General features: G+C 31.5%; 13 protein-coding genes. 3 read left to right on the forward strand and 10 right to left on the reverse strand.

Features of this window, described 5'->3' with window-relative positions; genetic code table 11:
- Positions 1-97: 97 nt before the first annotated feature.
- The 5 genes from WNY78_RS03030 to WNY78_RS03050 all read right to left on the reverse strand — a co-directional run bounded on the left by WNY78_RS03030 (position 98) and on the right by WNY78_RS03050 (position 7,065).
- Positions 98-3,349: a CHAT domain-containing tetratricopeptide repeat protein gene (locus tag WNY78_RS03030; protein ID WP_342871700.1), complete on the reverse strand. Its 3,252-nt coding sequence runs from the start codon at positions 3,347-3,349 to the stop codon at positions 98-100.
- Positions 3,350-3,376: 27 nt separating this feature from the next.
- Positions 3,377-4,111, reverse strand: coding sequence for a tetratricopeptide repeat protein (locus tag WNY78_RS03035; RefSeq protein ID WP_342871701.1), 735 nt, complete (start codon positions 4,109-4,111; stop codon positions 3,377-3,379).
- Between the two features lie 3 nt (positions 4,112-4,114).
- The gene (locus WNY78_RS03040) at positions 4,115-4,687 is read right to left on the reverse strand and encodes a sigma-70 family RNA polymerase sigma factor (RefSeq protein ID WP_342871702.1); all 573 of its coding nucleotides are present in this window, start codon (positions 4,685-4,687) and stop codon (positions 4,115-4,117) included.
- A gap of 131 nt (positions 4,688-4,818) precedes the next feature.
- Positions 4,819-5,430 (reverse strand): hypothetical protein, encoded by a 612-nt coding sequence (locus WNY78_RS03045; protein WP_342871703.1) that lies wholly within the window; start codon positions 5,428-5,430, stop codon positions 4,819-4,821.
- 15 nt (positions 5,431-5,445) lie between these two features.
- Entirely contained in the window at positions 5,446-7,065 is a 1,620-nt protein-coding gene (locus tag WNY78_RS03050; protein ID WP_342871704.1) for a hypothetical protein, read from the reverse strand.
- Positions 7,066-7,129: 64 nt separating this feature from the next.
- Here WNY78_RS03050 and WNY78_RS03055 point away from each other — a divergent pair, with 64 nt between their 5' ends.
- From WNY78_RS03055 to WNY78_RS03065, 3 genes are all read left to right on the forward strand, one after another.
- Positions 7,130-7,336 carry a hypothetical protein gene (locus WNY78_RS03055; RefSeq protein ID WP_342871705.1) on the forward strand — a complete coding sequence of 69 codons (207 nt, stop codon included), beginning with the start codon at positions 7,130-7,132 and terminating at the stop codon, positions 7,334-7,336.
- 118 nt (positions 7,337-7,454) lie between these two features.
- On the forward strand, positions 7,455-7,832 hold the full coding sequence (locus WNY78_RS03060; RefSeq protein ID WP_342871706.1) for a Na(+)-translocating NADH-quinone reductase subunit F: 378 nt from the start codon (positions 7,455-7,457) through the stop codon (positions 7,830-7,832).
- Positions 7,833-8,834, forward strand: a complete 1,002-nt coding sequence (locus WNY78_RS03065) for an FAD:protein FMN transferase (protein ID WP_342871707.1) — start codon at positions 7,833-7,835, stop codon at positions 8,832-8,834.
- A 138-nt stretch (positions 8,835-8,972) separates the two neighbouring features.
- Here the strand turns inward: WNY78_RS03065 and WNY78_RS03070 are convergent, their stop codons facing one another.
- The 5 genes from WNY78_RS03070 to gpmI are packed head-to-tail and all read right to left on the reverse strand — an operon-like array spanning position 8,973 to position 12,945.
- Positions 8,973-9,341 carry a DUF423 domain-containing protein gene (locus tag WNY78_RS03070; RefSeq protein ID WP_342871708.1) on the reverse strand — a complete coding sequence of 123 codons (369 nt, stop codon included), beginning with the start codon at positions 9,339-9,341 and terminating at the stop codon, positions 8,973-8,975.
- Positions 9,342-9,354: 13 nt separating this feature from the next.
- The gene (locus tag WNY78_RS03075) at positions 9,355-10,134 is read right to left on the reverse strand and encodes a methyltransferase domain-containing protein (RefSeq protein WP_342871709.1); all 780 of its coding nucleotides are present in this window, start codon (positions 10,132-10,134) and stop codon (positions 9,355-9,357) included.
- Between the two features lie 11 nt (positions 10,135-10,145).
- The gene (map, locus tag WNY78_RS03080) at positions 10,146-10,967 is read right to left on the reverse strand and encodes a type I methionyl aminopeptidase (RefSeq protein WP_342871710.1); all 822 of its coding nucleotides are present in this window, start codon (positions 10,965-10,967) and stop codon (positions 10,146-10,148) included.
- Between the two features lies 1 nt (position 10,968).
- Positions 10,969-11,382 (reverse strand): hydrolase, encoded by a 414-nt coding sequence (locus WNY78_RS03085; RefSeq protein ID WP_342871711.1) that lies wholly within the window; start codon positions 11,380-11,382, stop codon positions 10,969-10,971.
- 45 nt (positions 11,383-11,427) lie between these two features.
- Entirely contained in the window at positions 11,428-12,945 is a 1,518-nt protein-coding gene (gene gpmI, locus WNY78_RS03090) for a 2,3-bisphosphoglycerate-independent phosphoglycerate mutase (protein WP_342871712.1), read from the reverse strand.
- Between the last annotated feature and the right edge of the window lie 129 nt (positions 12,946-13,074).

Genomic DNA, 13,074 nt, shown 5'->3' on the forward strand with positions numbered 1-13,074 from the left:
ATGATTAGTTAATAAGCTTGATTGCTATTAATTTTTAGGGAATTTTAATGCAGGTTTATTTTTAAAAAGGAGTTTTCAGTTCACTGAAAACTCTTTTTTATGCCTTACGTTTTTTTCTTATTATAACTACCAATAAAATTAGGAACACAGCAGAAATGCTTAACCAGAAGATTAAGTTAGAAGAACTATCTAACTCGATAGGATTAGTATCTCCAATTAACACCAAACCAGCCCAATATTGAGGAGCTAACGTTCTGCCTTGTGCTGTAGCTAAATAATCTAATTTGGCTTTGCGTAAGGCTTCATCTTTAGCCAAGCCATTTTTGAGATAACCATAAAAGTGTGCTGTAATTTCAGCACTTGATTTTTCATCTATTTTCCATAAGCTCGTTAAGATACTTTCGCTTCCTGCATAATTAAATGCATGTGCCAATGAGATCATACCTTCACCAGCTTGATATGTTGGTTTTCCAGTTTCGCAAGCTGTGAGAATTGCTAAGTTAGACGCTAAATTTTGGTTATAGATTTCATAGGTATAAAGCGAATTGTCTTCCGAAGAAATAGTATCATTTATAGTTTTTGCAAATATGAGTCGCGATAATTCTGGAGATACGTTATTAGATTCTGCATGTGTACCAATATGAATAATTTTATGCTCCTTGGCTTCTTTTGAAAATACTTGTTTAGAGGCAGTTTCGTTAATAAAAGATGTGCCGTTAAAAATTTTAGATGAGGATTGTGCTAGGTCTTTACTAAAAGGTTGAGGTAATAATGTTAAATATGTTTTATCTAGAAATACCGAATCTGTAATGGCAGTTTTGTAATTGGATTTCATTTGATCATTGAACTCTGGTGAAAAAGCTATAAAATTGTTTTCGAAGAATTTTGGTGTTTTGTTTTTGTTAATTAGTAGTAAGCTGTAATTGTATGATATGTTGTATGTATTAAGTAAACTATGTTGAGCTAAATCTTTAAATGTTTTTGTTTTAGTAGGAGTTAAGACTTCAAAACTTAAATTAAATAGTTCGCCATCTGGTACAATAATTAAATTTTCATTAGTGATTTCATCTGCAAATGGTTGCCATAATATTTGGTATAAGTGATGGTTAGAATTCAAGTTATTTTCAATAAGTCCTGTTTCATTTTCTTTAGCTATTAATATTTTATTTAATGCCACAACATCGATATCATGTACTTTGATTTTGTCTTTTTCTATATTAAAAGCATACAATAAATCATCTATAAATACATATCGTATTACAGATGTATTTTTAGGGAAATCTGAATTGAAATCACTTATGGACTTTGATATTGAAGCATATCTTAAAGCGTAATACTTTGGGTAATTTATTTTAATGGTCTCTAGAAAATGAGTCCAATCTGTATTTGCTTTAAAGAAAGATTCTAAACCGTTTTCAATTTTTAATGCAGAATTGAGAGCCTCTTTTAACTGTTTTTCTTGTTCTATAACTTCATTAGGAATATTGGTAGAAGAAAAGTTAGATTTTATATTAAGTTGTTGCCTTATTTTATTGTAAAGTTTAGATTCATGAAGACTTAATATGTCGTTTAAGTATTTAGGGTTTTTAGTTTCTTTGTAGAGCATTAAGGTGATTTTCTTTGAAAACTCAAATAACTGGTTGTTATCTTCTACAATTATTGATACATTTTGATCTTCTGTTACAATAGTTTTTTGTTGTTCTAAAATGGAAATTGCTTCTTTAAGATTTAAATATTGTTCTTTTAGAAATATAGAATCTTTCTTAGTTTGTAATTGTAGTTCTACCTTAGATTTAAGCAATAAAGCCATTGGTTTTTTTAAACTAACATTTAAAGCATTTAATTTGTTTGATTGTGAAGAATTTGAGTTCTCTATTAAATCTAAGGCTTTATGTATTTGAATTGAAGCTTCACTATAGTTTTTAGAATCATAATAAATATTTGCTAAGTTTACCAATTGTGAGTATTCTAAAGTGGTTGTTTCGCCTTGGTTATTTACAACATATGTGTACGTTTGTTTAGCTATTTCAATGGCTTTATCTGTATACCCATTTTTTGAATAAAAGTTAGAGTAGGTTAACATGGCATTTAGATAAAATTCATCGTAATCATCCCCAAAGACTTTTTCATAATACCGTTTACTTTTTTCATAATACTCCCTAGCGAGATTTATGTTTTTATAAAAATCGTTTACTTTACCTTTATAAAAGTAAGCATCTGCGATTCCTAAATCATTCTTTTGCTCATTGTTAGTGTAAATCTCTAAACCTTTATCAAATAAATCTTCAGCAATTTTATAGTCTTTTAATTGTAAATAAATATGACCTAATTGCAAACTTGTATATGCGATTTCGGTATCATTTGCAGGTAAAAATTTTAGCTTTTGCTCATAAACATATTCTATTAAATCTTTTGCTTTTTTGTAATTACCTTGCTTAGTAAAGTCATCTGCATAATTTTCAATGGTCATAAATAAGAATAGTCGAGCTTCTTCTTTGTAAAAATCATTTCCTTTTGAATCAGCTCTAATAAAATTCATGTAATTTTTTATGGCTTTTTCATTGTAGTTTAATGCTTCTGTTGGTTGACCTAGAAGCGAATAGATTGAACTAATATTAGATTGTGTTTTTGCTTTATGATAATAAGTATTCATAGGAGTTTTCTCAAGGTCATCAATTATTTTGTCTCCTTTTTTAAAATAGTATAAAGCGCTATCTATTTTATAGATATCCCACATTCTGCCTCCTAAAGAATTATAAGCATCTAAAATTTTAATTTTGTCGGTTTTAGGGTATGATAAGTAGTATTCAAGTGATTTTTTACTGTGCCATGTTGCTTTTTTTATCTCTCCTAAACGCCTAAAATCAATACTTAAATTATGATGAATTATCCCGAATAAATCTCCAGTCGCATCAGTCATTTTATTTGTGTCTTCAAGCGCTAACATGTTTTCTTCTGAAGCGCTTCTGTAATCACGTAAATGAGCATAAAATCTAGACAAAATAAGATGTTTTTGTCTGGAAACTGTTAAGGAGTCTGTAGCTTCGGTAATGCTATTCGCAAAGTCCTTTGTTTTTTTTACAGCTGTATCCTTACCATCGAGATTCAAACTAATTTTTCCAACATAGTAGATGTAACTAGTAAGCTCTTGAAAGTGTTCTTTTTGTTTTAGTTGCTTGATGTTTTTTACAAGTACAGCTTCGGCTTTAATAAATTCTTTTTTAGCTATCAGTGAGTCTAATACGTTAGTTTTAGAGATCTCATTATTTTGAGAGGATCCCTTTAAATGTAACCCGATAAGCATAGATATAGATATAGCTATCCTAATACAATGTTTAAATTGTTTCATAATCAACACATTAACTAATAAGTATTTTTAATCGTTAAGTTTAGATAAAAGGGCTTTACTGTTATCTGTTTTAGAATGTTTTAAATTCTTTTTGGCATCATCTATGTTGCCTTGTTTTAATTGAGCTAAACCTAAATAATAAAAGGCTTCATCAGATAAAGCGAAATTAGAATTTTGAGTTACTTGTTTTAATAAATCAATAGCAGTTGTTTCATTTTTGTTAGCCAAATGCGCCACACCTAAAAAGTAATTAAGTGTATCATTATTTGGAGTTTTTGTTTTTAAAACGTCCCATTTATCAATAGCCATTTTATACTCACCTTGCTTATAATTTACCATAGCATCATAAAATTCAAAATTAGAATTGCTACTCATTACAGTTGGTAAACCAGGATCTGGAGTGAAATATTTAGCATATAAACGTTCGTTTTGAGGTACACTATAAACCCATAAAAAAGCTATTGCTAATAAAATAGCTGCAGCTGCTGCATATTTTCCTAAATGTGGAAAAGCGCCAACTCTTCTTTTTTCTACGGAAATCTTTTTAGGCAAATCCTCATGAAAAACGTCCAGTTGTTCTTTTAGAGATTGGTTTTCAATACCTAAAATTAAAGTTTTGATGTCTTCAACTAATACTTTGAACTCTTGATCTTCGGCAAGTTTTAATTCAAAAGAAGTACGTTCATCTTTAGGCATTGTTCCTTTGTAGTAACGCTCAATGGTTTCTAATAATTCTTGTGATATGTTGCTATTATTTTTCAATTTTTATGATTTAAAGGCTAATACAGTTGCTCTTAATTTTTCCATACATCTGTACTTTTTGTTACGAACAGAAGTCTCTTCAATGTTTAAATCTGAAGCGATTTCTCGTAATGATTTCTTATCAAAATAAAAGGTCTTTAATAAATCTTTACAAGGCTGACCTAAGTCCTTAAAAGCAGTCATTGTTATGTTTAATTTTTTGTCATGATCGTCATCTTCAATAGTGTCATCTTGTTTTAAAAATAATGTACGTTCTTCAGTTAACGATTGTGTAGTTTTAAAACGTTTTGATCGTAAAACATCCATCCATTTATTCTTTGCGATTTGATATAAATAACCTTGCAAAGCTGTATCATTTTGAGGTACAAAAGACTCATTTCTTATGTTATTCCACATGCTGATAAACGCATCTTGATAAATGTCTTTAGCATGATCTTGCGAACCACTATTTTTTAAAATTAGTGCTTCTATTTTTGGATAATTAGACGTGTAGAACGCTTTCAAAGCAATAGAATTATTGTCTTTAATAGCGGTTATAAGTTGTAGTTGGTGATCAATATTATAGGCTTCCCTCATGTTAATAGCTAGTCAACAGGAATATACGACTATTTTGTTTTTCTACAAATACTACACTATTAAATCAAGTTTTAAACGTCAAACTACCTTTATTACTTTAGCATCGTTTTATTTAAATTATGTCATCAAAACTATTTTGCTAATGCATTTTTTCCTAACCATCCTCCACCAACAATCATTAGTGCTAGTCCGGACCAACGCAATAGATTAAATGAAGAAGAAGGATTATCCATTTTAAATTCAAATATTGTTTTTCCGAAGGAATCCTTATCAACCTTAATATTATTGGCAGTTTCAGGAAACTCAATAATAGTAGTTTGTTGCAAATTGCCTCCAAATTCTGGTGGACTAGCAACAATCATATATTTGCGATCACTAAGCTCTGTCAATTGCACCTCTTTTTTGTCTGTATCCATAATCCATCGTCCACGTTTATCAATTTTACAAACACCAAAGGCTTTTAAGCTCAAGTTAAATGAACGGTTCATATCATCTTTCTCTAATTTAAAGTCATCAACTATAAAAGCTGGCATACTGCGTTCCATGTCTCTTTTTAATGCCGAAGGATTTGAACCATAAGTGCCATTCCACTGTTGCCATTGAGATGCATTCATTGTCGATGAAATATTAAGAGTTGCGTTGCCTATTTCATCAAGTTTCATTTCAATTTTTTGACTTAATTGCTGTGAATGTCCAATCCATGACATTGCAATGACTATTATAAAAGTTGTTATCGTTTTCATATTGCTATTTTTTAATTATCTAATGCTATTGTACACTTGGTTTATAATATTTGAGTTTTGATTATAGGCATAATCTGGAGCTCCAACCGCAACAATTCTAATTCCGTTATTTACTCTAATCGTTTTTCCTACCCAATTAAAAACGCCATCCATAGAAAACGTTTGGCCAGATATAGAATTACCGTTAATTTGATATTGCATTTCTAACCCAAATCCAAGAAAATATTGATTAAGAGTAGACAGCGCTTGCTGTGAATTAGCAACAGGAATATCATAAATACTAACTGTTGTTAATTGATCTGGTGCTACTACTTGAGCAGTAAGAATTGGTATTTGAGGTACAGGACGCATCATTGTTGACCAACCACTTGGCACTGGAAATGACAATGTGTTGTTAGCAACCAAAGGTGTATTTGGTATCGTGATGTCATTGTTTTTCTGTCTGTTGTTATCTATAGTTCTAACAGGCTTGCCTCCAGACCATGATGCAACAATATCATCTACTTTTTTACGCATAAAGTCATTGTCTTTTAAATCCATCGCAGTTGCACCATCTTGATTTAAAGCATGGATATCTACAGCAACATAACGAGAATCACCAGCATTTTTACGTTGTATAAATTCTTGTAACTGTTTTTGGCCTTGTTCAAAAGCTTTTTCTACGGAAGAAACACCTCCTATGCTTTCACCACCAATTCCTGTCGCTTCAATAGCAAAATATTGACCATTCATTTTAAATCCAGGATATGCATGACCAGGAATTAAATAAATAATAGGATCTATTCCTGCAGCAGATAATACACTAGCATAGAAACAACTTAACTCAATACACAGTCCAGTATTACCTGTAATAACTTCTCTAGGTAATCTTACTTGTTGTACGATAGAGCTAATATCTTCAGTCGATTGTGGGATGCCTTTTGTACCACTATATACCATGTGAGATTTTACTGTAGCTTCATAGATGCCACCTAGAAATTTCACACCATCTTTTGGGTCTTTGCTAACAGTTGCTTGCTCACCTTTCATTAGCTTTTCCTGAAGGTTTTGAGTGTAATACTTCACAATTGGATCATTTGGAGTAACAAAACACGCTAACAAATCATCATTATCAAATAAATCTGCTCCTGTACTAATTTCTTCTTTTTTGATTCCTGTATAAACGTATTCGTTCCTATTGGTGAGTTTAAAAGAAAATTCTTCTTCAATGATATCATCTTCATCTGCACCATCCCAAGTGATTTCTATTTCTGTTTTTTCAATAGATTCTGTCGTTTTTTGAGTAATCTCATCTTTAAATTTCGGATAACATGGGATGACTATTGTTTGACCAGGAAACATCTCTCCAGAAACGGTGAGTTCTGTCCAATCGATATAATCTGGTATACGATATTTAACAGTTACATCTTCTAAAGTTGCATCGCTATTATTAGTGATTTTAGCTTTAAAAAGATAGTACTTACCATTAAGTGCATCTTCATTGGCATACACTCGATGTACAGCAGGCATTATAAAAGCAGTTTTGTCTATTTCTACATCTAAATCTCCAGACGAAGAATTAGATAAAAAGAAACTACCACCAAAGCATAGAGCTCCAATTACTGTAATTGCAAGAGGTATAATTTTTGAGTTCATAACTATATAGTTTAAATTATTTTTTATTAAAAGTCTAAGTTTCTAATTATCTCCAAATGTTAAAATGATTTGGGCTTTACCTAATCTAGAAGTTATTGCATCATCATCATCATCATCAATATCAATAAATTCTGTCCATTCAAGAGATGTGTCATCCTTTCGATTTTATGAAATAGTGACCGAAAATGGACATGGATTAAGATTATTTGGATCATTACTATCATTTTCCGAAGTACAATTAAAAACCAATAAGAGTAGTGTTAAAATGTAAAAATGCTTTTTCATCTATAATGATTTATGATTATTTACTAGTACATCGATACATTAGAAATATGTCATCATAATTTTTTCTTCGGAAGATTTTGAACTCAACTTCGTATCTTTGCAACATGAGTAAAATCTTAACAAAACAAGAACTTCACAACTTGGCAATGAACCATGTTGGAAAAGATTTAGAAAAACGTGGTTTTGAGTTTATAGCAATTAATAGTAAGCTGAAAAAACATCCACAATTTGTGTGTATTGATAAAAATAGTCAGTACTTTTTTGTGATTGTGAGAGCAGTGAAACTTCCAGAAAACCCTAATAATTATGATGTTATTTGGATGGAAACTTTCAAAAAACATGCCTTTGAAAAAGACGCAAAAGTATTATACGCAGGAGTTGGATTGGGGAACCCAAATGGTGAAGATCTACCCATTTATTTAAACGAAGAGTATCTTATAGAATACAACGGAATACAAGTTTTAGAACACAATCTAAATTAAATGAAACGACTTTTAATAATTGCGATTCTACTTATAGCTATCTCATGTGAAAATGAGAAAAAGGCAGGCAGTCAAAACAGTAACACAACTCTATCTGGACCAGTTTTTGGTACATCCTATTCTGTTATTTATGCTTCGGAAATCGACTACACCAAGCAATTTGATAGTTTGTTTACTATCGTAAATCAATCAATGTCCACGTATATTCCAGATTCTGATATTTCAAAATTAAATCGAAATGAAGATGTGATTTTAGACCAACATTTTAATAAAGTATTTCGAGCATCAAGAAACGTATTTGCTGTTACGCAAGGTGCATTTGATCCTACAATTGGTAATGTTGTAAATGCTTGGAGTTTTGGAGCAGATAAAAATAAGTTTTTAACAGATAGTGTTACGATAAATAACTTAATGTTAAATGTAGGATTTCAGAAAGTTCAAATCGCTCCTTATAAAGATGGTTTCAAAATTAATAAACCTTTAGATACCTATCTAGAATTTAATGCCATAGCAAAAGGTTATGGAGTAGATGTCATAGGAGAATTTCTTGAAAGTAAGTCAATAGAAAATTATCTAGTAGAAATAGGAGGAGAGATTAGAGCAAAAGGTGAAAATATTGATAAAAAATCGGCATGGCGAGTAGGTTTAGATGAGCCTCGTTTTGATGGCGAACAATCTGTTTATAAAGCTATAAGTTTAAAAGATGAAGCTATGGCAACCTCAGGAACTTACAGGAAGTTTAAAATTGATGAGAATGGAAATCGTTATGCACATATTATCAATACTAAAACTGGTTATCCTTCAAAAACGAATATTTTGAGTGTATCTGTAATTGCAAAAGAATGTATGATTGCAGATGCTTATGCAACTGCGTTTCAAGCTATGGGAATCGATAAAGTGACCGAGTTTTTAAAATCACACACTGAACTAAAAGTATATATCATTTTTGAAAATGATAACAATGCGTTAGAGACTTTAAATTTGAATAATTTTCCTGAATAATTTTGTGACTTTTTAAAACTGATGGTGTCCAATAAATGCTATTAATCAGTTGTTATAAAAAGTCGTTCTAAAATTAGATTTAGCTCGGCTTTTTTTTGTTTTACTTCGGAAACATCTACTCAAAATACAATCTAAATTTTATAAAGCATTAATTAGTAATAGTAACCAGCCAACAACCAAAAGCAAACCACCAATTGGAGTAATAGGGCCTAAAAAACGCAATTTTTTCCCTTTAGCATCAGATAAGATTAAACCGTAAATACTAAAAGAGAATAATACAATTCCTATGGTAAAACACCAATAAATTACTGAGCTTATACTGTACGAGTTAAAACCTATAGCGAGTAATACTATAGCATGATACATTTGATATTTAACACCAACTTCAAAACTATGTAATTGATCGTTAGATAAGATTTTCTTTAAAGCATGAGCTCCAAAAGCACCAAATATTACAGATAACATACCAAAAAAGGCGCCTGTAGCAATTATAATTTGTTGTGTCATTATAGTCGTTGTTCTATTTATAAACCACAGGTAAAATCTCACCTTTTGCTAAACAATATTTTTCAATGTTTTCTTCGGAAAGTTTAGAAGTATAATCCACTTCGTCAACTTTAAAACCTACACTTCGAAGTTTATCAAAATAATCACGACCATAGACACGAACATGATCATATTGACCGAATATTTTTGCGCGCTCTTTTTGATCTGTAATGCTATTATCTTCAAAGGTTTCTGCTCTTGATAAATCTTGTGGAATTTGAAAAACTCCTACACCTCCTGGTTTCATAACACGATATAGTTCTTGCATGGCTTTAGTGTCATCAGGAATATGCTCTAAAACATGATTGCAAAAAATAATATCATAGCTATTATCTTCAAAAGGTAAATTGCAGATATCTGCTTTTACATCTGCAATTGGAGAGAGTAAATCTGTTGTAGTATAATCTATATGTTTAAGTGCTCTAAAACGTTTCAAAAAACACTGTTCTGGTGCAAAGTGAAGCACTTTTTTCCTATCAGTTAAAATTTCCGAAGACAAAAAATTAGTTTCATTTTGTAAGTATAACCATAACAATCTATGACGCTCTAAACTTAATGTAGAAGGCGATAGGACGTTATTACGCTGATTTCCGTAGCCATAAGGTAAAAACGATTTAAAACTCTTGCCGTCAATTGGATCTGTAAACTTATCTCCTCTTAAAAAAAATACTAGAATAGGTCGAGCAAAATAACTTAACCTTATAAGTAAAGGTCTTGGTATTGTATTTAGAATAAACTTAAAGAGCTTTTTCAAGGGTTTTTAAACTAGGTATGAGATGGTACATGATTTTTAAATTCAGCTTCCTCATCACTTGTAATACCAAGAGCTTCATGTATGTAATCAAACGTAGATAAAATTTCTGGTTTACCGTCTATTAGAGCGATATCATGTTCAAAGTGCACACTAGGTTTACCATCTTGAGTAACGATAGTCCAACCATCTTTGAGTTGTCTTACTTTGTGTGTACCACCATTAATCATTGGCTCAATTGCCACGACCATACCATCAATAAATTTTTTACCACGACCTCTACGACCATAGTTTGGCATTTCGGGATCTTCGTGCATTTTACGACCTAATCCATGACCAACAAGTTCTCTAACTACACCATAACCTTGTGCTTCACAATATTGTTGTATTGCAAAACCAACATCACCAACACGGTTACCAACTTTAAATTCTCTTATTCCAACGTATAAGGACTCTTTGGTTATTTGTACTAGTTTCTTAGTTTCGGGTGCAACTTCTCCAATTTCAAAAGTATAGGCATGATCTCCATAGAAACCATTCATTAATGCACCACAATCTATAGAAACGATGTCTCCATTTTTGAGTGGTGTTTCTGTTGGTAATCCATGAACTACAGCTTCATTAACACTGCATAATAATGTTGACGGACAATCATACAATCCTAAAAAGCCAGGTAATGCACCTTGAGCTCTTATGAAATCTTCAGCGAGTTTATCTAATTGCATTGTTGTCACACCTTCTTTGGTTTCTTTTGCAAGCATACCTAAAGTTTTAGAAACTACGAGTGCGCTTTGGCGCATTAACTCAATTTCTTCTTTTGTTTTAACTATTATCATGTTATTTCTTTAAAAATGAAAAGAATCCCTTTTTTTGTTTTGGAATATTCATGTTTGGTTCTTCGTTAGTGATAAGTTGATATACTTCACCCCAACCTAAGATGCCACCAATGTTTCTATCATCTATGTAAATATCTGCATAGATTTTTCTACTCACAGAATTGTCATATTGCTCCTCAGGAAAACTTTGATTTACTGCATAAAATGTAATGTCATTTTCTTTACAAAAAGCGACAGCTTCTTCTAGTTTAGAACCACATCTGTAGGTCCAAAGAATGATTCTATGACCATCTTGTTGGAGACGTTTCATAGTTTCAAATGCAAAAATACGAGGCTTGCCTATTTTAGGATAAGCATCTTCAACTATAGTTCCATCAAAATCAATGGCTATGACAAGTTTATCTTGAAAATTCATTAGTGAGTTTTTGTTAGGTGCAAAAATACAATTTTTAGATAGTATTTAGACCAAAGCGTGTTGCGTCATCGCTTTTGGCTGTTCAATACCCATAAGTTTTAAAATCGTTGGAGCAATATCACCTAAAATACCATCTTTAATTGTTAGCTTTTCGTTATCAATTAAAATCACAGGAACAGGATTAGTTGTATGCGCTGTATTAGGAGATCCATCGGGATTTATCATAGTCTCGCAGTTACCATGATCTGCAATTAAGATAGTTGTATAATTATTATCTAAAGCAGTTTCAATAACTTGTTTTACACAAGTGTCAACAGCTTCACAAGCTTTTATTGCAGCTTCCATAACTCCTGTATGACCAACCATATCTCCATTTGCAAAATTTAAACAAACAAAATCTACATCTCCTTTTTTAAGTTCGGGAACTAGCGCATCTGTTAATTCAAAAGCACTCATTTCTGGTTTTAAATCGTATGTGGCTACTTTTGGAGAATTTCTTAATAATCTGGTTTCACCTTTAAATGGTTTTTCTCGTCCACCAGAAAAGAAAAATGTGACGTGAGGATATTTTTCAGTTTCTGCAATTCTAATTTGGGTTTTATTGTTTCGTTCTAATACCTCACCAAGTGTATCGGTAAGATTATCTTTATCAAATACCGTTTTAATTCCTTTATAAGAAGCATCATAGTTAGTTAGAGTCACATAATGTAAATCTAACTTGTGCATGTTTTGCTCATGAAAGTCGGTTTGTGTTAATGCTTCAGTTAATTCTCGACCACGATCTGTTCTAAAGTTAAAAAATATAACCACATCGCCATCTTTTATTTTTGCAAGCGGTTGATTATCATCACCAACTTTAATGATAGGTTTAATGAACTCATCGGTTATACCATTTTTGTAGTTGTTCTCTATACTTTGTGTCAAATTTTTAGACTGTTCACCTTGACCATTTACCAAAGCATCATATACAAATTTGATACGTTCCCAACGTTTATCTCTATCCATTGCATAATAGCGTCCAGAAACAGTTGCTAACTTAGTATTCGTGTTTTGGATGTGAGTTTCAAGGGATGAAATAAATCCAAATCCAGATTTAGGATCAACATCTCTACCATCTGTAAAAGCATGAACGTAAGAGTTTTTTATTCCGAAGTTATTAGCAGCATCCACCAAACCAAATAAATGATTGATATGAGAGTGAACGCCTCCATCACTTACAAGACCTAAAAAATGAACAGGTTTATTATTGTCTTTTGCGTATTGGAAGGCATCAATAAGTGTTTGCTCATCCTTTAATGTGTCATTTTTAACCGCTAGATTAATTTTCACTAAATCTTGATACACAATACGACCAGCTCCAAGATTCATGTGTCCAACTTCGCTATTTCCCATTTGTCCTTCAGGTAAACCTACGTGTAAGCCATCGGTTCTTAAAGTGGCATGAGAATATTTGTGATAGAGTGAGTCTATAAAAGGTGTTTGTGCGTTGTCAATAGCAGAGACTTTTGGGTCAGGAGACATTCCCCAACCATCAAGAATCATTAAAATAACTTTCTTGTTCATTATAAGAGTTTTATGTGAATCAAAGATAAAAGTTTAATAGTTCTTATCTATAAATTAAGATTACAAAATATGATAAAGTAATAATTAATAGTCTTGTAATTAACCTGATTTTACTTGTAAGTATTTGTT

Origin of the sequence: Psychroserpens sp. AS72 (assembly GCF_038900375.1) — a bacterium.
GTDB lineage: Bacteria > Bacteroidota > Bacteroidia > Flavobacteriales > Flavobacteriaceae > Psychroserpens.

Bases quoted from the DNA above. Each gene is read 5' to 3' on its own strand.
- WNY78_RS03030 (WP_342871700.1), bottom strand. From the start codon at position 3,349: ATGAAACAATTTAAACATTGTATTAGGATAGCTATATCTATATCTATG.
- WNY78_RS03040 (WP_342871702.1), bottom strand. From the start codon at position 4,687: ATGAGGGAAGCCTATAATATTGATCACCAACTACAACTTATAACCGCT.
- WNY78_RS03045 (WP_342871703.1), bottom strand. From the start codon at position 5,430: ATGAAAACGATAACAACTTTTATAATAGTCATTGCAATGTCATGGATT.
- WNY78_RS03050 (WP_342871704.1), bottom strand. From the start codon at position 7,065: ATGAACTCAAAAATTATACCTCTTGCAATTACAGTAATTGGAGCTCTA.
- WNY78_RS03055 (WP_342871705.1), top strand. From the start codon at position 7,130: ATGATTTGGGCTTTACCTAATCTAGAAGTTATTGCATCATCATCATCA.
- WNY78_RS03060 (WP_342871706.1), top strand. From the start codon at position 7,455: ATGAGTAAAATCTTAACAAAACAAGAACTTCACAACTTGGCAATGAAC.
- WNY78_RS03065 (WP_342871707.1), top strand. From the start codon at position 7,833: ATGAAACGACTTTTAATAATTGCGATTCTACTTATAGCTATCTCATGT.
- WNY78_RS03070 (WP_342871708.1), bottom strand. From the start codon at position 9,341: ATGACACAACAAATTATAATTGCTACAGGCGCCTTTTTTGGTATGTTA.
- map (WP_342871710.1), bottom strand. From the start codon at position 10,967: ATGATAATAGTTAAAACAAAAGAAGAAATTGAGTTAATGCGCCAAAGC.
- WNY78_RS03085 (WP_342871711.1), bottom strand. From the start codon at position 11,382: ATGAATTTTCAAGATAAACTTGTCATAGCCATTGATTTTGATGGAACT.
- gpmI (WP_342871712.1), bottom strand. From the start codon at position 12,945: ATGAACAAGAAAGTTATTTTAATGATTCTTGATGGTTGGGGAATGTCT.